Raw genomic sequence first — 19,418 nt, 5'->3', positions numbered from 1 at the left:
GCGGATTTACAATTAAAAGATTTGGGCCCAATGAGCACCGAGTTCGCATCTGCCCAGACCTCCGTGCCGGAATGGCTGATGACCTATTGTCGCCAGCTCTCGGACGTCCACTATCAGCGCAAGCTAAACCGCATGTACGTCCACATGCTCGAGAGCTTCCTGGCTTATGAGCCCTGGCAAGCCGATCCGCCTTTCGAGTGGCGCTTGGCCCAGATCCATCGTGTCTCTCCGAGTACGATTGGTGTTGCACGCGATTCGGGATGGGTGCCGATGAACATGCAACTACCCAACGCCCTGATCGACCGCATCAAGGCCGCCGTCGACGCCGTGAACAATTCGCACGGCTCGAAGCTCAAGCGCCAACTGTCTCTGCGTACTTTCCTCTACACAGCTGTCTGCTGGTGGTGCATGGCTGTGTATCCGTACGAAGGACCGGGCCTCATCGGCAGCATCTGAATCGACGCGCTTTTGCTGCAAAAGCGCCCCCCTGGTCTTGCGTTGAACTTGGGGCGCGGCTATGATTGCATCAATTAATGCATGCGCCTTGATGAGCGCGAAGCGAAAGGCAAGCCCGATGCAACCGAAGAAGGCACGCAAGACCAAAGTAATTGTGGTCATCAACCAGAAGGGCGGCCCAGGAAAGACCACAGTGTCGTTCCACCTTGCCCACGCTGCACTCGCCCACGAGAGGAGTCGTGTGCTCTGTCTGGACCTGGACTCTCAGGGAAACCTGAGCCAGTACCTGACGGATGACCTTGACATTGTGCGGGACACCCGCGGCGGAGTCAGCGACCTCTTTGACGGGACGCCGATCACGCCACGCAGCACAAATCACCCGCAAATCGACCTGCTTCATGGTCACTCCGACCTTGATCGCGTGGACTACGACGACGCGGCGGAAGAGCGCGCCTATTCGGGTGAAATGCGCGAGTACCTGCGCAGCCTGGACTATGACGTGATCATCATCGACACGCCCCCGGCGGTGGGCCTGCGCCACTTGGTGGCACTGTACTGGGCCGATCTGGCTGTCATTCCGCTGGAGCCGTCGATGACGCACATCGCCGGCTTCCAGAACGTCGTCAAAACGATCGACGAGAGCATTCTCAAGCTCAACCCCAGCCTTCGTTGGGTTGGCCTGGTCAACCGCGCCAATCTTCGGCTGAAGGCGCAACGTGAAAAGGACGCTTGGGTGCACCAAACCTACGGCGCCAAGATTCTCGCAACCCTGTCGTCCCGCGGCGCAGTGACCGAGGCGATCGAAGAGAGCCCTGCCAAACCAGTGTGGACGCACCGCGGTGCGCCGCGCGAGCTGCGCGAACAATGGCGCAGTGTGTGCACCGCGATCATCGGCAAGTGAAGCCGGACGCCAGGAAAGATTAGGAGAGAAGAAATGGTCAAGAAACTGTCGGCGCTGGAGAAGCTTGCCGGGCGCGCCGCGCCTGTGGCTGTGGACGACGATTCCAAGCCGGTGGAGATCCCACTCGACAAGCTGCGCTTCGACGCGACGCAGCCGCGCCAGGCCTTCCACCACCCGGACGGCCGCGTGGCGGAAGAGGACGAAAAGGCGGTTCAAGAACTGGTCGAGTCGATCACGAGCAATGGCCTGATTCATCCGATCACTGTCGAGGCCGTCGGGGACGGCACATATCGTGTGGTCGTCGGCGAACGTAGGACGCGCGCTCACATCCAGCTTGGAAAGGCGACGATCCTCGCGCGAGTTCGCAACGACCTTAAAAAGCGCAAGACGCGACTTGTCTACCAGCTTGCCGAGAATGTGAACCGTGAGGATCTCACCGACGCAGAAATGGCGAGCTCGATCCGCGTCCTGATGCAGAGCCACGACGGCGAGCCGGGCATGCTCCAGTCCGAGATCGCAGCCCATCTTGGCAAAAGCGAGGGCTGGGTCAGCCGTTACGTGAAGTATGGCGACGTGGAGTTGCAGCGACTTTGGGTGGAGACGGGCATCGCGGACAGCGTCGAGAAGGTCTACCGCATCTCAGTGCTGCCTATGCCAGTGCAGGTTGAGATCCAGCGACGTGTGCAACTGCCCGAGGACCACCCGGAGTACCTGGCCAAGCCCCTCAACCGCGGCGTGATTGACGAACTCGCGCGGGCCGCAAAGGCAGCGAGGGTTGGGGCGAGCCAAGCGCCAGCTACGCCCGCCCCCACTGCGCCTGCGAGCAGCCATTTCAAAGAGGCGTCCGGCTCAGTAGAACCTGACGCCGGCGTGAACGATGCCGACTCCGTGTCGCAACAACTGGCGCAGATGGCTAGGGAAGGGCGCGAGTCGCAGTCGCCGGGCGTCAAATCGCCGGCACCGGCAACGGCGCCGGCCACCACCAAGACGCCCTTGGCCGGCGGCACCGCACACGCGGCGACCGGCTACCAATTGCCCGTTGGTGATCGCGCGAAGATCCTTGGCGCGGCCAGCGTCGTGCTCCAGTCGGGACAGGGCGGTACGGCGCAACCTCCCATCAACGTGCGCATCCCGGTCGTGAGTCTGCAGAGACTGCTGGAGCGACTGGCGCCGGTTGATCGCGACGCGCTTGCCCTCGTGCAGCTGAGCGTTTCGCTTCCCGGCCCGTTGGCAGCACGCATTGCCAATGAACTGGCGGGCGTTGTGGTCGACGAGCGCGAGGTGCCGGCTGTCGTGCAGAACGAATTGACCAAGCTGCAATGATCCGTGGGGCGGGCGCGTCCACCGCGCCCGCCCCACCGGCGCCTGTGCTGGCTTCAAGCACATCGGACCTAGACGGTAATTAAAAAATGCTTGTGAAGTTTGGAAGAAACTCGACAACCGGAGAGCCTGTCGTCTTAGATACCCGGCGTGCGATCAATCCGCATCTCCAGGTGTCCGGCGTCACCGGCATGGGCAAGACCTACGCACTGCAGGAGCTCGTGACAAGCTTCGTGGAGAGTGCCGCAGAGTTGCGTCAACCCGTGCGAGTCCACGTGTTCGATCCTCACGGCGACATCGAGTTGCCGTTCTCGTCCGCCGTCAAGTTCTCCTCGGCGACGGACTACGGCTACAACCCGCTGGAGGTGAATCCCGACCCCGACTATGGGGGCGTGCGGCGCGCAATAGAGAAGTTCATCTCTGCCGTCAAGAAACAGAAGTTGCTGGGCACCAAGCAGGAAGCCGTCATGCGCTACCTGTTGGAGGATCTCTACGCGAGTTTCGGCTTCAAGGCCGATGACCCCCACAGCTGGGTGCCCGACGACCCGCGGATGATCCGAGCCGTCCTTGCTGGCCGCGAGAACCGGCTCTACCTCGATGTGGCCTTCGAGCATCGCGAGCGTTTCAAGGAAGTGCTCAAGCTCCGCCGCCTCAACGGCACACATGGAGGCTTCGACGACTTCGACGAGAACCCCGAGATGCGGACAAAGAAGTCGTGGTGGGTGGATCGGAGCTGCTACGACGGTGACTTTTTGATGTGGGAGCCGCGCAACCTGTTCAAGGTCGCACCGTCCATTGACGATCTGGTGCGCTACACGGAACGCAAGCTCAAGGCGCAGTTCTGTGGCACGAATAGCGCAGCGATGGCCCTGCTCAAGGACGTCAATCAGGCGGCCCGCACTTACCACCGGCGAATCGCGGAATTGGCCAAACGCGATGCCGCGCTCGAAGACGCCGAGAGGTTGGAGCTGACCGCTGCGCTGGACAAAGCGAAGGAAAAGGCAGCGAACGCCTATACCAGCTACCTCGAAGCGATCGTGACCGGCCGGGAGCTCGACGATGTCATTCGGTACAGCTCGCAGGACGTCCTGACGAGCGTCTACGAGCGAGTGCAAAACCTGCGCGCGATCGGCATCTTCAACCAGGCGCCGCCGCCATTCGATCCGAGGAAGCCGATTTGGCAGTACCAGATCAAGCCTTTGGAGCATTCGGTGCAGGCGACACTCGTCGATCTGGTGTGCTCGCGAATCTTCGAGCGCGCAATGCAGCGCGGGCTTCAGAGCGACGTTGTGGAACTGATTGTGCTCGACGAGGGGAAGAGATTCATTGGATCAACTGACGATGACAGTGCAATCATCAACAAGATCGCCAACGAGGCGCGGAAGTTCGGGCTTGGGCTCTGGGTGATGGGTCAGTCGCCCGACCACTTCCCCGACGACTTCATCAAGGCCACCGGCACGATCGTCGTGCTCGGACTTGCCAAGGCGGATACGGCGCTTGCCGCTCGAAAGCTGGGCGTCGAGGAGGTGATGTTGAAGGCCTTGATTCCCCAAAAGACCGCCCTCGTCCAGATGCAGCTCAAGGGCTCGCTCAGCGCGAATTTCCAACTCGTCGCGATCGACTGAATTGCATCGGCCTCGTGGTATTTAGTCACGGTTCCCCACGATTCCATTGCAGTACCCACTTTGACGCCGATAGTTGTCATGTTGTGCGACGTACAGCGTCCGATAATCTTTGCGCGTCGTAAGTTTTAAGTTAGCAACGGTCGCGCTGTGATCTCAGTTTGCGTAAAGTGTTAATTTAGTGTTAAATTGCGCCCAGCGGCCGGAGCAGGACCTTCGGCGCGAGGCGTCCCGTAGGATCAAGTGCACCAGGGAGTGGGCAAAATGAGCGTACATCGCGTGGTTCCGGTTTCAAACATTGACTATCCCGAAGGCCCGCTGGCCGACGCTCTAGAAGCTGAGGTGGCGGCGACTCTTCCGCTCCTCGTAGGCATCGATGAGACGTCCACCCTGCAGCAACGCGTAGAAATCTACGCCATGGCAATCCAGGAGCAGCGCGAGGCGTTCGTCGACTTGTACGGCTGCCCATTCGGATGGGAAAAACGTAGCGCGCCTCGCGAAGCTTCGCTCGAACTGCCGGCTGTCCATTTGCGGCATCCGGCTCGCGCTGGCTGAAGCTCGGTTCCTTGGGGCGACGCCCTGTGGAGCTAGAATGACGGTTGCCCTCTAAAACTCATCCGTCCCCGCATTCCATGGGCCCTTGGACACAAGACGAGTTCCTGCGTGCGGCTGCCACAACGCGGATCGCCCCTCGAACGCTCGATGCATGTCGAGACGTGTTAGTCGAGGGGATTGCTACTTCCGCTGCCGCCGAGAAACACAAGATGTTCGCGGCGCAGGTATCACGTGCGCTGACCACACTTCGCGAGAAGCATGCGGCGGACATGGAAGTGCAGGCCGGTCGCGAGGATGACGCTGAGCTTCAGGTGCGACTAGCCATGTATGTGGGCAAGGCGATCATGGGTGACCGTTTCGAGTCCTCAGCAGCCGAACTCGGTCGCTCCTACGACGGTCCGGTTGTCGGTCAGACAGCCGCGTTCCTCGTTCAGCGAGTCGGGCAGCAGGGCGTGCTGCACGACCTGGCCAAGCTCGCCAACATTCCCTCCTTGCACTCAGACGTCAGGATCACCTATCCCGTGAATGGGGATAAAGCCGTATGCGTTCCCAGTCAGCGCCCCGAAAAGAAGGGTGTTGAGGTTGGCAGGTAAGTGTTTATTACGTGTTAATTTCAGGGGTGTCAGGTAGGATTGGGCACCGGCGCCAAGCGGGCTCTCGGTTAGGGCGTTGTGATCTTTAGCTGCAAAATCAACCCGAAATCATTAATTAGTGAGGTATCGAAATGCCGGACTCTGTGGCCATGACTCGCCTCAAGGATCGCTTCGCCCAACAGGGGCGCGCGGGACTGCCCTTCAATCCACTCGATGCTAGCGAGATCACCGGCGCCAACGTCGACAGACTGAAACTGGGGATGGAAGGGTTTGGGTGGCGGGACCTCCGCTTCATCACCCAGGAACAGGCCGCGTTGAACGGCTGGACGATTCCTGCAGAGGCGGCAAGCGTTCGGATCACTGTGCGCGACCTATCCAAAGGCACCGTGTCCGAGAGGCTGATGTACAACGCAGAAAGCGTACTGGGCATGCCGTCGTTGCAAGCGATGATGGCGATGTCGGAGGCCGAGATCCGCAAGATGCGAGGCGAAGTCGACCGGAAGCTCGCTGCGCCGGCCAAGACGTTGTCGGCCGCGAGCGCCGATGTGGCGGAACCCGTGGCGGACCTCGATGACGAAATCGAGATCGGGCCGGCGCCGCAGCCGGAGCTGCAGGCGATGCCCGAACAGCGAATCGAGAAAGACGCGTCAGACTTGTTCTTTGCGCAGCCTCTGCCGGCATCCGAGGCGACAGTGCCCGAAGTTGGGGCCGAGGGCCTGGCCCCAGCCGAAGGTGGTCAAGAACCAGCCCGGAGCGGTGGGCTGGATTCGTTCGCCGTGATGGCCCCTTACTGGCTCGATGGCCTGCACAACTTCGATGGCCTGGAGCTGGCCAAGCGGGTCAACAAGCTGGTCGAGAGTCAAAAGCTTGCAAGGGACAAGGCGGCCATCGCGACGTTGCTACAGACCTACCCGAACGCGCGCCGGCTGGGGCTGGGCGTGGTGTCGCGCGACGAACTCCTCAACGACCCGCATCTGAAGGCGAACGTGAGCGAACCGCCACGGTTGCTTGGCGGAGAGCTGATGCGCGATAACGAGGGCGGATACCGGCCGAAGGCTGGCGGCCCGGCGGTTCTGAAGGACAAAGGCAACGCAGTCTCGCTCCGAGCCAAGTCAGACCTGGGCTACCGCGGTGCGATGGAACTCGCGCTCCTCAAAGGGTGGAAGGCCATCGAGCTCAAGGGGCCGCCCAAGGTGATGGCCAAGGCATGGGTAGAAGCGAAAGTCATGGGCCTGGACGTCGTCAACTACAAGCCGACGGAGCAAGACCGGCAGAACCTGGCTGAGCGAATCGCGCAGGAGGCGCGCAAGCACGAGGCCGCGGCGGCTCGGGCGGAAGAGCAGGCTCCGGAGTTTGTGGAGGTGCTTCCTGCCATCGGGCAGGACAAGGGCCTACCGACCACTGTCACACGCTCGGCTGTCGTCAGGTCGACCGAGGTCGACCCCGGTGTGCCTCAAGCCCCCAACGCGCCGGCATACGGACAGGCCGCCGAGGTCGTCACCCGCACCGTGGTGCGCGTGGGCGACACCGTTCGCGCAGACGTGGCCGTCGCTGAATTGCCTTTAGCCGGCCAGCGGGCGGCCTCAGAGATCGCGCAAGAGGCTGCAGAACCGGTTGTCGATCGCGAGGCAAGCATGGCCATCGGCGAGGCGGAGCGCCTGCGCGCATCGGTCGCAGCGCTCGAGGGCGCTCAGGAGGAAGACTTGCCGGTTCGGCTGGTTGGACACGGCGCCGCGCCGTACCGCCGCAACAAGGCCAACGGCATGAGCTACTTCGCTGACGTGGAGATCGCGCCGGGCGTGACCAAGACTGTTTGGGGCAAGGACCTTCAGCGCAGTTTGGTCGACGCGGGCGCTGAGCCTGGCGACAGCATCGTGCTGAAAGAGGAAGGCCGCACGTCGATTGTTGGGACCGACGGCAAGACGTCGCATCCGGTGAAATGGCAGACGACCGTTCACATGAAGGGCATGGCAGTCGCGCTGCCGGAGAACGCCCCCGACATCGAGGTGGCAATGTCCGGGCTGCACATCGGCCCGGTCGTGAAAGTAGAAGGGGGGCGGATCGCGCAAAAGGCGGGACGCGACCCGAACGTCCTCGTGTGGCACGACGTGTCGAAGCTGACAGGCCCCGTCCCGGACATCGGCGAGGATGTCGAGATCAGCTATGGCATAGCCGGGGGCCACGTGAAGACGCCGGCGCGAAAGCAGGAGCTGAGCCGTTGAGCGCGCCTCTGCAGGGCAGCTTCTTCGAGTCTGAGCTGGATGTCGCCCTCAGGGTAAATGCCGCCCACGACGAGGCAGTGCGGGCCGAGCGCGCGCGACGCTTGGAGGCGCGCAGAGCCGAGTTGCGAGGCGACACCGCTGCCTGGACGGACGGCCCCTTTGCCGAGCGCGTGCACGCGCTGCTGGATCAACTGGCCGAAGCGGGCGAGCCGGCTCACGAGATGCGCGACATGATCCTGTTCGGGATCAATTCCGCTGCGAATCAAGGCCGGTTGGACGAGCGACACATCTCATTCGTCGAGGACAAAGCGCGCAAGGAAGTTGCCCGCGTTGGCCTGCAGGGTCGCGTCGTTAGCGTCGACTGGCCTCCGCGGTCGCTGAAGGACCTTGCCGCGATTCACCCGGCGTGCGAGCAGCTGCCTGAAGCGCTGCAGCAAGCAGCGATCACCAAGGTGAACGCACTGGGAACCGAGCTGGCCGCGTTGGGCTTCAAATCAGAGCTCGAAGTCGATGCGAGTTGCCCGCGGCCGGCACAAGAGCTGGCGCGCGGCATTCGCGAGGTCAGCACGGCAATGATCCTGTTGGGTGTGAACCGCTATCGAAATGCCAAGGGCTACGTGGCGTCTTCGGAGGCACGGATCGTCTACGCCGAGGACTACGCAAGCCAGGTCTTGGGACTGGATTCTCGGAGCCATCCCGGCGTGAAGATGGATCTGCCACTCACCACAGACGGCCTGAGGCAGGCGCCCAGGCCCCGGGCGGCCCGTCACCCCGATGAGCGCGCTCCCGAGCCCCGCCAAGCAGAACCTTCTGGCATGTACGTCGGAAAGCTGGTCGAAGTCTCGGCCGAGCGGCTGGTTCAGAAGGTCGGCCGCGATCCGGCTGACCTGGTGGCGCACAGTCGCCACGCACTGTGTGGCGAAGACCCCCGAGTCGGCGACGTCGTCTCGATTTCGTACGAGATGGGCATGGCCAGGTTGGCCAACCAAAGCTTGGCCAAGCCCGGAGTGGGGCGCTGAGCCGCGAAAGGCCCACGTTGATGCATGGACCTCCCAACAGAGCTCATGTATCATGAGCGCATTATTTGATGTTCAATCACCTTGATTGCAGTCCAGCAATGATTCCGATCGAAGTTTTTGCTGCAAAAGATGATGCGGGCAGCCTGCAGGGCGTCATGGTCACAGCCCCGGCGAACTGCGGTTTGCGCCAGGCCGACACCCTTCGCGTGATCGGGAATCGCGTTGTCGCGCTTCATCAACGGTCCATCCTCTCACTCGACCTCCCCGTGTTCGATGAGGAGGCGATTGGCTACCTCCGCGAGGCGTCGCGCCGCGGCGGACGCGTCGCCATTGCCGAGTTCACGCCGCTTGGCCTGGCGGACAGCTATGTGCTGACGCTGGAGGCGGGGATGCTGCCGCGAACGGCACCCGCCTCTGAGGTGAGGCCCTGATGGTCGACCACGTGACGCAGCATCCCGCAATGCAAGCGAGATCGCCAGCAGGCACTGCTCACCGGCTGGCCATTGCCGGGCGCTTTGCGGACCACCTTGCAGCGGGCACGGCAGTCTTCGCGACCGGCAAGGCCGTGACGCTGCCGCTGCCGCACACGGTTGCCGGCGGTGTGCCACGCGCAATCACGGGATTCAATCGCTGGATGCTGCTACAGGTCATGCAGGATCGGCAATGGCGAGATCCTCGGTTCTTCACCTCGCAGCAGGTGCTTTCCGCCGGCTGGCAGTTGCGTGACACGGCGCAGCCGATCGGGCTGCAGATCGTTGAGGCAACCGACCATGCGGGCGTCCTCAGACCAGAGGCGCTCGCCGGGCGCCTGGCCGTCTACAACGCCTCTGCGATCGCGGGCGTGCCCGCTTACGAGGCGGGTGTCGGCCTCTCGCTGGAGGCGGTGGAGGCCGCAATGGTTGCCGCGGAGTTTGAGCCGGGCGGGCACGTTCTGCCGGCTCTTGTCGAGTGGATCAGCATGCAGCAGCAGCAGGCCGGAGGGCTCGGGGAGCTGGGCGACTTGATGGCTCGCGCGATGGCCACCTCATTGATCGCCGCACGTCTGCGGGACGTGCACTCCTCGCGGGCGATCTCGGAGTTGCAGCTGCCGCTTGGCGCGAAATCGCAGCAAATCGGGCGTGCTGTTCGGGCCGAGCCGTCGCTTCTCTACGAGGCCGTCCGAGCCTCGGAGCTCGTGGCTGGCCAAACGATGTCCCTGATTCGAATCGCCGAGCAGGAGCTCGACGTTGAGCGCGAAATGCGCCGCACCGCGAACGCGCGGCAACGAGCGGTCAACGCTGCTCCCATCCCTTCCCACAAGGACGATGCGCCGATGGAGATGAAAAGACCGGCGCCTGCGCCGCAGGCTCGCCAACCCCATGCGCAGCGCGAGGCCGGCCTCGACGCCTACGCGGCTCGGCTTGAAGAAATGTTCGCGGAGCGCAAAGCGGTGCTCGCCGTGCCCTTCGATCAAAAGGACCTTGCAAGCGCACGCGGGGCGGTGTGGTATCGACCGAGCAAAGTGTGGTTCGTGCCCAAGGACGGCGACATCGAGAAGTTTCGGGAATGGAACCCGAGCGAGCATTGCCTTGGCCAGGTCGCAGCCGACAGCGAAGTGGTGGAGGCTTTCCGGAAGGAGATGGACGACATGGGCCTGGACACCTCGCGCGAACTCATCGCCGACGGCAAATGGCACAACGTGCGGGTGTTGGCCAACAAGGGCAAGAACGGATCCGGCGCTTATGTCCTCGACTTGGCAGGCCTGGACGACGGAACGCCTGTGGGCGCCATCAACAACAAGTTCTCCGGCGAGTCGCGCGTCTGGACCTACAACGGTCCGCTGCTGACCCCCGAGCAGAAGGCTCGCATGCGTGCGACAGCTCTGCATCGGGCCGAGATTGCGGACCGCGAGGCCCGGGCTGCGCAAGCCTCGGCAGCGATAAACGCAACAGCCGTCCTCTCGCGCAGCGAGCCGGCGCGGGATCACCCGTACCTCCGGAGAAAGGGCATCCCGGCAACCGGGCTGCACGAGGTTGCGGGGCGCGTGCTGCTCGAGTACCCCGAGTTCTACGGGGAGAGCGGCAAAACCATTGTGAAGCCGGATCAACGCTACCTCGTCGTTCCCATGCAAACAGCAGCAGGAGAAATCCGCGCCGTCCAGATCATCAGCGAGAACGGCCAGGTGAAATCGTTCATGCGCGGCGCCCAGAAGAACGGCACCATGGCAGTGCTGGGAGCCACGACGCTGGACACGCTCTGCAGCCGCGCGACGGCCCAACGCAGCGCCCTCGACGTTGCCTTTGTCGAGGGCTTCGCGACAGGCGCGTCGTGGTTCCGCGCAACGGGCATCCCGACGGTGGTGTGCTTCGATGCAGGAAATTTGGAGGTGGTGGCCAGCGATGCGGCGCGCCGACTACCTCCGGAGATCCGCGCCGTCTTGGCGGGGGACAACGATCAGTTCCACGTCGAAAAAGCACTCGGTTTTCTCGCCGACAAGCTGGGCCTCAATCCGAACTCTCGGCGTGGCAGCGTGGTGGAGGTCCTGAGCACCCCCACGCGCTCGCGACTCGTGTCGCTTGGTGACGCGGTCGCGGACGGCGAGTGGCATCAAGCACCACAGGGTCGATACAGGATGAGCCTGGAGCGCGAGGTGGACTCCACCGAGGTGCGCGCCATCTCGATCGAGGCCCTTGGCATGACCGACCAAAAGCCCATCCGCGCGCACTACAACAATCGCGGCGTGGAGGCCGTGCGCTTCGCAGCTGCGGCCTTCGCCAAGCGCATCGAGAAGGAAGGGGGCCCGAGCGCGGTCGTGGTGGTGCCGGAATTCGTGGACATCGCCGGCCGTCCGACGGACTGGAACGACCTGGAGTGCGCCAGCGGGGCAAAGGAGGCGCAGCGACAAGTGTTCGCGGCGCTGGGCCACGCGCCAGCGGTCGAACGCGCGCCTACGCTGGCTTCACCCATGGTGACTCGTGCGTCTGGCAATGAGCGATAGGACGGCCAGGAAGAAGGTATGCGCAAGGAAAACGTGTTCTTGGTGACCGGCAGCAGCCGAGGGCCGGCCGAGGTGCCACAACGCGATTCGGTCCTGGAGCAGCGCGTGATTTGCGCTGCCAACGAAGGAGCCCTCTATGAGTTCCTGGGAACAAGCTTTCCGAACCTGCAGGTGGTCGGGGTTGTGAGCTTGGCGGCGCTGGAAGCGACCGTGGCGCAGGTCAAGCAGGCACTCGCAGGCGTGGGCGACATCGCTGTGTTCGTCGATCCGGCGATGGCATGTTGACCGCCAAACACGCATGGTGCAATAATTCAATAACTGTTAATTAACAGTTAAATTTGACCCGGAATGAGGTTTTCATGGAGATGAGTGAGGTGCGCCAACTGGCCAGCCGACCGAGCTATCTGAGCCCAACCAAAGGGCCGGATGGTGCATGGGCGTCTGCTGGTGCTCACGCGCTTCGCGCGGCCCTTCGGGCCAAGTCGCCGGGTGACGTGATGGCGTTGCTCCATGGCATGGATGGCCCTGGCATGGCCGTCGTGCTGCGCGAAGCCGGTTTCCCCGTGCGCGGCGTGTCCATCGGCGAAAGTCGTGACACCGTGTTCGCACACGCGAAGCCCGCCCTGCAGCGGGCGCTCACTCGCGGGACCGACGGCTGGGCACTGGCTGCTGCTAACACCCAATCGCGGGCACGTTCCGTCCGATCCCTGCCTGCGGCGGCGAAGGCCGCCATGGACGCGCCCGCGGCGCCGTCGACAGCGCTCGCAGCAATGTCGCAGGATGCGACTGCCGAGGAGATGGTGCGCCAAATTCTTTCGGCGTCGGTGGTGCGCGTCGTGCCGCTGGGCGAGCAGCCGTTCCATGCGCGCGCCTCGCTGCAGATGGTTGCCGCTCAGGCGCTGCAGCAGCGCGTCGCCGGCTTTGGGTTCGACGGCGTGGGCGGGAAGTTCGACGTCCCGGCATCCATGGCGCAGGTTTTGGAACTGCACCGCGAGGCGGCAAGCGCATTCGCAGTGCAATCCACGCGCGCGAGCCTTAAAGCGTGGGCCTCGGGCTCGAAGGTTGTGGGCTTGAGCGACTGGGTGCCGGACAGCGTGCAGCGCCTTCTTCACGGCAGCGTCAGCCTGCAAGCTGCGGAGGTCGTCGTCAGCAGCATCAGTTCGGGTTCGCTGGCCCGACATGCCGGCGAGTTCGGCGCGAGTGGCATCTCTGAGTTGCTCGCGGCCAAGGGCCTCGACGTGCATGCGCCGACCATCGAGCAACAGGCGGCCGAAATGGGCCTGAAGGTCAAGGCACCCGACGTTGACCGCGGGCAGTATTTCGGGGAGGTTGTCTCGCGTGACCATCGCGCAAGCCTCATCAAAGTCAACCGCAGCGACGCACTGGAATTGCCACACACCGTCGTCGAAGGCGCGCAGACGAAAGTCGGTGATCAGTTGCGCCTCAACTTCAAGGCCGGAGCGCTGACGGTCAGCAAGGCCGCCCGCATCGGCCGCAACGCACCATCCCTCTGAGGTCATCATGCTGCAAGAACGCCAGGTCGCTGCCGAGTTTCGCTATGCCCAAACCGCGTCGAACGAAGCGAGGATGCCCGCGAAAGCGGCGGTGGATTTCGACATCGCTGACGCGTCGGATTCAGGTCGCCGGCGCAGGCGGGCACTCGTCGAACGCATCGGCAGTGAGCTTTGGTCGAACCACGGGGTGCTAGTCGAAGACGATGAGGTTGGCGCATGCCTTGAGCGCACGCGTCCCGACGGCGTGAGCGTCGGCCAAATCCTCGGCCTGGCAGAGGACTACGGCCTGGTCATCCAGTCACTCGGCCGCGGACGCGCCACGGTCCATAACCTTGACGGCTTTCCCGTCGTGCCTGCCGTAGGCGCGGTTGTGACCATCACCTATGGAAGTGGCGCCATGCAGTGCGCTTTCGAGAACGAGCAAAACCGGAGTGGCCACGGCCGATGAGGCAGCGCACTTTTGCTGCGAAATAAATTCTTTAATGTCTAGATAGGGATGTCATGATCGACAAGAACGTCAACCAGATGACTTTCACAGAATTCGCCGAAACGATGCGGCCCAGCGGGGCGATCAATCGCCACCCTGGCGTCGGCGTTTCAGCGGACGTGATGACCTACAGCGTCTACATGAACGGGCCGATTGCCCAGACGTTGCCTCGTCACGCGCAAGAGCACACCTACAAGGACGTAACGCTACAGGCGCTGACGGAGAAGCTTAGGTTGAACCCGCTTTCGGCGCGAGACAACCTCAAAGTCGCCGAGCTTGTTTCGCTGCGCAGCGCCTGGATGTCATCGGTGCTGGAATCGTCGCTGATCCACGGCGAGAACGCGCCCCAAGTCTTGGCCGACTTCGCCGCCCTGAGCGACGGGATGAACCACCCCTGGATCAAACAACAGATCGACACGCAGCGCGAGCTGTCTGCCAGGCTCGGCCCGACCCTGGTCCGCGCCGGCGTCGAGAGGGACATCGTTCCGAAGGAAGTGTCCGTAGGGGAGGTCATCGCGCAAGACAGTGACTTCACACTGCAGCGAACGCAGGACGGAGAGGTTGTCACACACGAGAACCGTCGCCTGCAGGCCGTCCCGCCGGTGGGCGAGGCTGTGATGGTGTCCTACTACCGCGGTGCTGGCCAAGTCGTCGATTCTTTGGACAGGGCGAAGTTCTCCGAACCCTTCGTTGATCGCGACAGCGAAGATTTGGCGGTGCGCGTGACCTCGGAAAAAGGCGAGACGCCGCAGTTGGTCCTGTTCAACTCGGTGCAGAGCTTCGACCAGTTCGTAAAGGCCCATGGGCTGAACCAAAGCCTGGTGCAACGCGCCTTCGAGGTTCGCGCGGCGCGCCCGAAGACCGAGTACACGGCGCCGGCGCGCGAACCGGTGGGCCCGCCGTACATCGACGACAGGTCCGGATGCCTCGCCATCGACTACGAACAGGAAGGCATCGCGTACACGGCACTTTTCGAGAGCGCGCAGGCCATGGCGGATCGAGCGCCGCAGTTCGGTCTGGGCGCAAAGTTCGTCGCCGAAGGATTCAGGCTGGAGGTGTCACGCATGGCGCAGGGACAACACGCGCCGCTGGTTGAGTCCGCCATGGTAGGCGTCGCAGTCGCAGAGCGCACGGACGCATGGGTGCAGATCGACAGCGAACGTGAAGCGAAGGACTCGGAGATCGATTTGCGCGCGCAACTCTCCGAACTGGGCTACGCATTCCCGCAAAAGCCTGATGAAGCGCGCCAGTACATGGGCGCGATCGTCGCGGCCAGCAACCTGCATGTCGCGCAGGACATCGGCCGCCGCCAGGTGGTGATCCACGACGTGCGCGGCCTCGATAAGGTGCCCGCAGTAGGCGACCGTCTGAACATCCGTGTGAAGGATGGCCAGGGCATCGTCACCGACATGGTGAAGGGGCAGGACAAGGATCTTGGCCGCTGAATTCGCTGGGGCCTTGTTCCCGGTCTGGCCGAACAAATTCCTAAGGCCCGAAAGGGACGCAAGGAGAAGGCAATGAACCAACCGTCCGATAGCGTGAACCGTCCGTCACATTCAGCTTCAGAGGCTACGCGCGAGCGAACCGAAGCGGCCTTCGCCTACGCGAACGCGACGCTGGCCCTCGAGGGCCTTGTGGTCGACGCTGCGCAAGCTGCCAGGCAGCAACAGGTGATCGCAGGCGACCTGACGATTGCTGAAGCCATTGCGCAAGCGGTGGCTGCACACAGCAGGCATGCGAAATGAGCCGCGCCCGCTGGGAGGCCTATCTCTTCCAAGGCACCACGGTTCTTGTGAACAGGGCCGGCATAAAGGATCAGGGCAAGCTCGACTCATTCGAGCGCGAAGTGACGGCGCTGCGCCTCGCGGAACTGCGCCAGAACCCGGTGGCGCCAACTTTCGATCTCGCGCACATGCGCGAGATCCATCGCCGAGTGTTCCAGGATGTCTATGACTGGGCTGGGCAACTTCGCGAAGTCGACATGGCGAAGGGCGAGGGTGCCGCCAAGACGAGGTTTACTTCGTTGGGCGAGCTCGAAGGAAGCGCGGCGGTGATCGCCGACACGATCCGCGGTGGCCGCCTCCTCGAAGGTGCTGCCGCGGGCCTGGATGCAGACGCCTTCGCGACCGAGATGGGCGAGGTTTACAAGGCGGTGAACAACTTGCACCCGTTCCGTGAAGGGAACGGCCGCATGACGCGCGAATTCATGACCCAGCTTGCCGAGGTCGCAGGGTACTCGCTCGATTTCAAGAAGGTCAATCGTCGGACATGGAACGAGGCCGCTACGGAGGCCGCTCACGGAAACAGCAAGCCGATCGCGAATGTCTTCATGGCCATTTCGACCCCGCTGAAGGCCCGCGAGGTAGCGCTCGACGCGCAACTTTCGGAGACAACGATCCGTGTGGCGCTCGCAGAGCAGGGCTACAGCATGGTCGACCGTTCGGGGGAACGGGACCGGCAGTACATCGGGCCGATCGTGGCAGCGAGCGGCTTGCATGTGGCGCAGGACATCGGCCGCCGCCAGGCGGTGATCCACGACGTGCGCAGTCTCGACAAGGTACCCAACATCGGCGAACGACTCGCGGTGCACTTCCGAAGGGGCATCGGTAGCGTCATGCACGCCATGAAGCTCGGCGTGGCGATAGGGCGCTGAAGCCATTTAGGAACCCGAAATGCAGCTCGATCTCTTCGGAACCGAAATCTCCGCCGACGACGGCGCCGCACCTCATCCACCGGTCGAGCGCCCGTCTGATCCGGCGTCCGAGTTGGCCAGCGCGGTGGCCGCTACCGATGCCGAGAAGCCTGCCCCCGTCGCCGAAACAGGTGGAATCGCCGACGCTGGCGAGGAACTCGTCGCGAATCGTCGCAACCGAGGGCGCATTGCGCTGAAGTGGGAAGACCTCGCAGGTCAGAACGACGCGCTGAAGGTCAAGGACGCCATCAAGGCAAACATCTGGTTGAAGCCTGACTACGTGGCATTGATCGAGGCCGGCATGCAGCCGCTCATCGCGCACATCGTCAAGCAGGTATACGACAGCGTAGCCTCGAAGCCGTCTGTCGGATCTGGCGCGGGAGGGATCGACAGTGCGTTGGCGCAATACATCACAGGCCTGCAGCGCGTCGAGAAGGGACTGATGGCCTGGGCGCAAGACCCTCAAGCTTTGACGGCCTGGATCTCGCAGAACGCCCGCGCCGCCGGCGGCTCGATCGGCGCGGGGATCTCCGTCCTGGACCTCGTGCCAAGCAGAGGTCTACTCGATCGTGTCTACACGGAGGGCTGGAAGGCTCACCGCATCGAACTGAGGCTGATCGGTGGCAACAAGCTGCTGGGCGCACTGCAACCGGGCTACGACGAAATACGACGTGCGATGAAGGCCATCGACGCCGGGTGGCCGAACAAGCGCGAGGCTTGGGAAGTGCAAGGTTTCAAGGTCATCGATCGGCCCGAACCACACGTGGACAAGGGAGCCAATGGCAGGTTCCTACTGTCGCTCGGAGAATACTACCTGGACGCGTATCCAACGGAGCAAGATGCCCAGGCTGCCGCCAGCGACGTCAAGTCCTTCGTGCTCGTGGGCAAACGCGGTTTCATCGGATCCTTTGAATCCGGCGAGGCAGCGATCGAGGCGGCAAAGGCGCGATCGCGCAGCGGCAAAGGTGGCGCCGACGCCATCAGGGAAATGGGTGAGACTGTCGAGCGCGCGGAACGCGTTGGCCCGAGTCGACGGATGCCGGGCGAAGACATCAGCAGCGAGCGGCTGATGTCTGAATTCGGGCTTCGAGGCGTCAACTTCGGCAACTGGATGAAGACCCCGACAGCGCGCGCGGAGGCGCAGCTGCACTTGAACCATGCGTTCGACGCGATGCACGACCTGGCGGAGTTACTGGACCTGCCACCCACGGCGATGTCGCTCGGTGGCATGCTCGGACTGGCGTTCGGCGCGCAGGGGCACGGCGGACGCAACGCCGCACACTTCGTGCCGGGCGTCAATGAAATCAACCTGACGCGGACCGCCGGAGCCGGAGCGCTCGGTCACGAATGGGCGCACGCCCTCGATCACTACTTCGCGAGACAGGCCGGCCTCGAAGGTTCGAGCGAGCCCTACCTGAGCGAGCACGTCCATCTTGGCGTCACCAAGACGAGCCGAGAATTCGTTGGCGGAAAGTACACGTCGGTGACGTCCAGCCGCTTCGGCGAGGTCCGTGCGGAGGTCACATCGGCATTCGCGGGAATTCAGCAGAGCATGACGACGCGGATGCAGACGCCCGAAGAGGCGCGCTCGGAGGACGCGGCCTACCAACAGAAACTCGAAAAGAACGTCGCTGGCTGGCTCCGATCGATTCGCGCGGACTTCACTGGTTTGGAGCCGCAATTCGACGAGCTGGCCAATCGCGTTCGCGCTGCCGATTCCGGCATCGAGAAGGTGGCCATTGGTCCCACCACGCTGGTTCACCCTGCTGTCGCCGAGATGAGGGAGTTGTACAAGGAGAAGCACGGGCGTGTGTATTCGCTCGATCAGCTCAAAGGCCTACAGAGCAACGTCGACTCACTGACCTTCCGTCGAGAGAAAGCCAAGCATCAAGCGGCCATGGCCGCCGACGCGAAGCCAGAGCTGCGCAAGGTCAGCACCGACTACGCGCGCAATGCAGCGCACCTCGACAAAGAAAAGGGCGGCAAGCCCTATTGGGCGACGACGTGCGAGATGTTCGCAAGGGCCTTTGACGCGTTCGTGGCCGACAAGCTGGACGCACGCGACGCGAAGAACAGCTACCTCTCCCACGGCGTTCACGAACGTGAGACGGTTCCCAGCGGACACGAACGCGACAGCATCAACATGGCGTTCGATGCGCTGGTCGACCAGCTCAATGTCCGCGCGTCGGCGCTCGGCCCGGCGCTCTTCTCCACCGGTGCCGTGGCTGCCAACGGCATGCCTGAAAGCCAGATTCACTCGGAGATTCATCGCCTTCGCGGACAGTGGCGGAACATGCCCCTCGTGCATGTGGTGGCCACGGCCGCGCAGTTGCCATTCCGGTCGCCTGTGCATACGGACGGTGCCTACCACGATGGCCAGGTGTACGTCGTCGCGGGCAACATCGGCGACCTCGCACAGTTGCAGAAGGTCATGGCGCACGAAGTCGTCATGCACCACAGCCTGGAGCGGATGCTCGGTAGCTACGGCTTCTCGAAATTGCATCACGGCGTGCAGGCCCTGAAGGCCAAGGGTGACCCCACGGTCTGCTCGATCGCCGACAACGTGCGCTCGCGCTACGGTGAGCTGCCCGCTGAAATCGAGACGAAGGAGATCGTCGCGCGGGCTGGCGAGCAATGCCTCGACGAGCGCGGCGATGTGCGCGTGCAGTTCGGGTTCATGAAGGGTGTCTTCGCGGGCGTTTCGAGTTGGCTTCGCGATCACGGCGTCTCAGTGCCGTTCACGAACGCCGAACTCCAAGGCATCTTGCACAACGCCAGGCAATGGGCCAAGGGCATGCCGCAGTTGGAGGCACCTCGCGCGCCCTCAACGCCGGGCCAGCGTGTCGGCATGTTCGTGGGAAAGATCCTCAAGGTCACCGACAACGCAGTGATGCAACGGGTTGGTCGCAGCGGCGAAACCGTCCTGCACTCAATGTCCGATCTTTCACGACCCGTTGAACCGGGGGAGGTCGCTGAGATCACCTATCGCGACGGGCAAGGGGTCGTGTCAGGCAATGCGCGTGAGGCATCGCGCGAGATGAGGCGCTGAAGCCAGCGCAA

Annotated in this window: 17 protein-coding genes; all 17 read left to right on the top strand. The window is 63.2% G+C overall.

Translation table 11 applies throughout. The features are described from left to right. Nucleotides 1-30 precede the first annotated feature (30 nt). The 17 genes from AC3WR5_RS30545 (at nt 31) to AC3WR5_RS30465 (ending at nt 19,407) form a co-directional block, all read left to right on the top strand. On the top strand, nt 31-456 hold the full coding sequence (locus AC3WR5_RS30545; protein ID WP_492489425.1) for a hypothetical protein: 426 nt from the start codon (nt 31-33) through the stop codon (nt 454-456). Between the two features lie 118 nt (nt 457-574). Beyond that, nucleotides 575-1,357: a ParA family protein gene (locus AC3WR5_RS30540; protein WP_492489423.1), complete on the top strand. Its 783-nt coding sequence runs from the start codon at nt 575-577 to the stop codon at nt 1,355-1,357. A gap of 33 nt (nt 1,358-1,390) precedes the next feature. After that, nucleotides 1,391-2,680 carry a ParB/RepB/Spo0J family partition protein gene (locus AC3WR5_RS30535; protein ID WP_492489422.1) on the top strand — a complete coding sequence of 430 codons (1,290 nt, stop codon included), beginning with the start codon at nt 1,391-1,393 and terminating at the stop codon, nt 2,678-2,680. Between the two features lie 86 nt (nt 2,681-2,766). After that, complete coding sequence (locus AC3WR5_RS30530) at nt 2,767-4,302, top strand: helicase HerA domain-containing protein (protein WP_492489420.1); 1,536 nt, start codon at nt 2,767-2,769, stop codon at nt 4,300-4,302. A 261-nt stretch (nt 4,303-4,563) separates the two neighbouring features. Then, nucleotides 4,564-4,854: a hypothetical protein gene (locus AC3WR5_RS30525; protein ID WP_492489418.1), complete on the top strand. Its 291-nt coding sequence runs from the start codon at nt 4,564-4,566 to the stop codon at nt 4,852-4,854. Between the two features lie 77 nt (nt 4,855-4,931). Beyond that, nucleotides 4,932-5,447, top strand: coding sequence for a KfrB domain-containing protein (locus tag AC3WR5_RS30520; protein ID WP_492489416.1), 516 nt, complete (start codon nt 4,932-4,934; stop codon nt 5,445-5,447). Nucleotides 5,448-5,596: 149 nt separating this feature from the next. Further along, nucleotides 5,597-7,669 carry an LPD7 domain-containing protein gene (locus AC3WR5_RS30515; protein WP_492489414.1) on the top strand — a complete coding sequence of 691 codons (2,073 nt, stop codon included), beginning with the start codon at nt 5,597-5,599 and terminating at the stop codon, nt 7,667-7,669. Then, on the top strand, nt 7,666-8,688 hold the full coding sequence (locus AC3WR5_RS30510; protein WP_492489412.1) for a KfrB domain-containing protein: 1,023 nt from the start codon (nt 7,666-7,668) through the stop codon (nt 8,686-8,688). Before AC3WR5_RS30515 ends, AC3WR5_RS30510 begins: the two co-directional genes overlap by 4 nt. A gap of 98 nt (nt 8,689-8,786) precedes the next feature. After that, on the top strand, nt 8,787-9,119 hold the full coding sequence (locus AC3WR5_RS30505) for a hypothetical protein (RefSeq protein ID WP_492489411.1): 333 nt from the start codon (nt 8,787-8,789) through the stop codon (nt 9,117-9,119). Next, entirely contained in the window at nt 9,119-11,665 is a 2,547-nt protein-coding gene (locus tag AC3WR5_RS30500) for a DUF5710 domain-containing protein (RefSeq protein ID WP_492489410.1), read from the top strand. Before AC3WR5_RS30505 ends, AC3WR5_RS30500 begins: the two co-directional genes overlap by 1 nt. 18 nt (nt 11,666-11,683) lie before the next feature. After that, the gene (locus tag AC3WR5_RS30495) at nt 11,684-11,950 is read left to right on the top strand and encodes a hypothetical protein (RefSeq protein WP_492489408.1); all 267 of its coding nucleotides are present in this window, start codon (nt 11,684-11,686) and stop codon (nt 11,948-11,950) included. A gap of 74 nt (nt 11,951-12,024) precedes the next feature. Beyond that, nucleotides 12,025-13,179: a hypothetical protein gene (locus tag AC3WR5_RS30490; protein WP_492489406.1), complete on the top strand. Its 1,155-nt coding sequence runs from the start codon at nt 12,025-12,027 to the stop codon at nt 13,177-13,179. Nucleotides 13,180-13,186: 7 nt separating this feature from the next. Next, nucleotides 13,187-13,627 carry a KfrB domain-containing protein gene (locus AC3WR5_RS30485; protein ID WP_492489404.1) on the top strand — a complete coding sequence of 147 codons (441 nt, stop codon included), beginning with the start codon at nt 13,187-13,189 and terminating at the stop codon, nt 13,625-13,627. Between the two features lie 53 nt (nt 13,628-13,680). Further along, entirely contained in the window at nt 13,681-15,111 is a 1,431-nt protein-coding gene (locus AC3WR5_RS30480) for a KfrB domain-containing protein (protein ID WP_492489402.1), read from the top strand. A 72-nt stretch (nt 15,112-15,183) separates the two neighbouring features. Beyond that, nucleotides 15,184-15,411, top strand: coding sequence for an antitoxin VbhA family protein (locus tag AC3WR5_RS30475; RefSeq protein WP_492489401.1), 228 nt, complete (start codon nt 15,184-15,186; stop codon nt 15,409-15,411). Next, nucleotides 15,408-16,319 (top strand): Fic/DOC family protein, encoded by a 912-nt coding sequence (locus tag AC3WR5_RS30470; protein ID WP_492489399.1) that lies wholly within the window; start codon nt 15,408-15,410, stop codon nt 16,317-16,319. The genes AC3WR5_RS30475 and AC3WR5_RS30470 overlap by 4 nt, the downstream gene beginning before the upstream one ends. Nucleotides 16,320-16,338: 19 nt before the next feature. Beyond that, nucleotides 16,339-19,407 carry an LPD1 domain-containing protein gene (locus tag AC3WR5_RS30465; RefSeq protein ID WP_492489398.1) on the top strand — a complete coding sequence of 1,023 codons (3,069 nt, stop codon included), beginning with the start codon at nt 16,339-16,341 and terminating at the stop codon, nt 19,405-19,407. Nucleotides 19,408-19,418 lie beyond the last annotated feature (11 nt).

The sequence above is a fragment of the Ideonella sp. FW305-24 genome, assembly GCF_058788035.1.
This window is presented reverse-complemented; position numbering and strand designations above follow the sequence as displayed.

Bases quoted from the DNA above. Each gene is read 5' to 3' on its own strand.
- AC3WR5_RS30545 (WP_492489425.1), top strand. From the start codon at position 31: ATGAGCACCGAGTTCGCATCTGCCCAGACCTCCGTGCCGGAATGGCTG.
- AC3WR5_RS30540 (WP_492489423.1), top strand. From the start codon at position 575: ATGCAACCGAAGAAGGCACGCAAGACCAAAGTAATTGTGGTCATCAAC.
- AC3WR5_RS30535 (WP_492489422.1), top strand. From the start codon at position 1,391: ATGGTCAAGAAACTGTCGGCGCTGGAGAAGCTTGCCGGGCGCGCCGCG.
- AC3WR5_RS30530 (WP_492489420.1), top strand. From the start codon at position 2,767: ATGCTTGTGAAGTTTGGAAGAAACTCGACAACCGGAGAGCCTGTCGTC.
- AC3WR5_RS30525 (WP_492489418.1), top strand. From the start codon at position 4,564: ATGAGCGTACATCGCGTGGTTCCGGTTTCAAACATTGACTATCCCGAA.
- AC3WR5_RS30520 (WP_492489416.1), top strand. From the start codon at position 4,932: ATGGGCCCTTGGACACAAGACGAGTTCCTGCGTGCGGCTGCCACAACG.
- AC3WR5_RS30515 (WP_492489414.1), top strand. From the start codon at position 5,597: ATGACTCGCCTCAAGGATCGCTTCGCCCAACAGGGGCGCGCGGGACTG.
- AC3WR5_RS30505 (WP_492489411.1), top strand. From the start codon at position 8,787: ATGATTCCGATCGAAGTTTTTGCTGCAAAAGATGATGCGGGCAGCCTG.
- AC3WR5_RS30500 (WP_492489410.1), top strand. From the start codon at position 9,119: ATGGTCGACCACGTGACGCAGCATCCCGCAATGCAAGCGAGATCGCCA.
- AC3WR5_RS30495 (WP_492489408.1), top strand. From the start codon at position 11,684: ATGCGCAAGGAAAACGTGTTCTTGGTGACCGGCAGCAGCCGAGGGCCG.
- AC3WR5_RS30490 (WP_492489406.1), top strand. From the start codon at position 12,025: ATGGAGATGAGTGAGGTGCGCCAACTGGCCAGCCGACCGAGCTATCTG.
- AC3WR5_RS30485 (WP_492489404.1), top strand. From the start codon at position 13,187: ATGCTGCAAGAACGCCAGGTCGCTGCCGAGTTTCGCTATGCCCAAACC.
- AC3WR5_RS30480 (WP_492489402.1), top strand. From the start codon at position 13,681: ATGATCGACAAGAACGTCAACCAGATGACTTTCACAGAATTCGCCGAA.
- AC3WR5_RS30475 (WP_492489401.1), top strand. From the start codon at position 15,184: ATGAACCAACCGTCCGATAGCGTGAACCGTCCGTCACATTCAGCTTCA.
- AC3WR5_RS30470 (WP_492489399.1), top strand. From the start codon at position 15,408: ATGAGCCGCGCCCGCTGGGAGGCCTATCTCTTCCAAGGCACCACGGTT.
- AC3WR5_RS30465 (WP_492489398.1), top strand. From the start codon at position 16,339: ATGCAGCTCGATCTCTTCGGAACCGAAATCTCCGCCGACGACGGCGCC.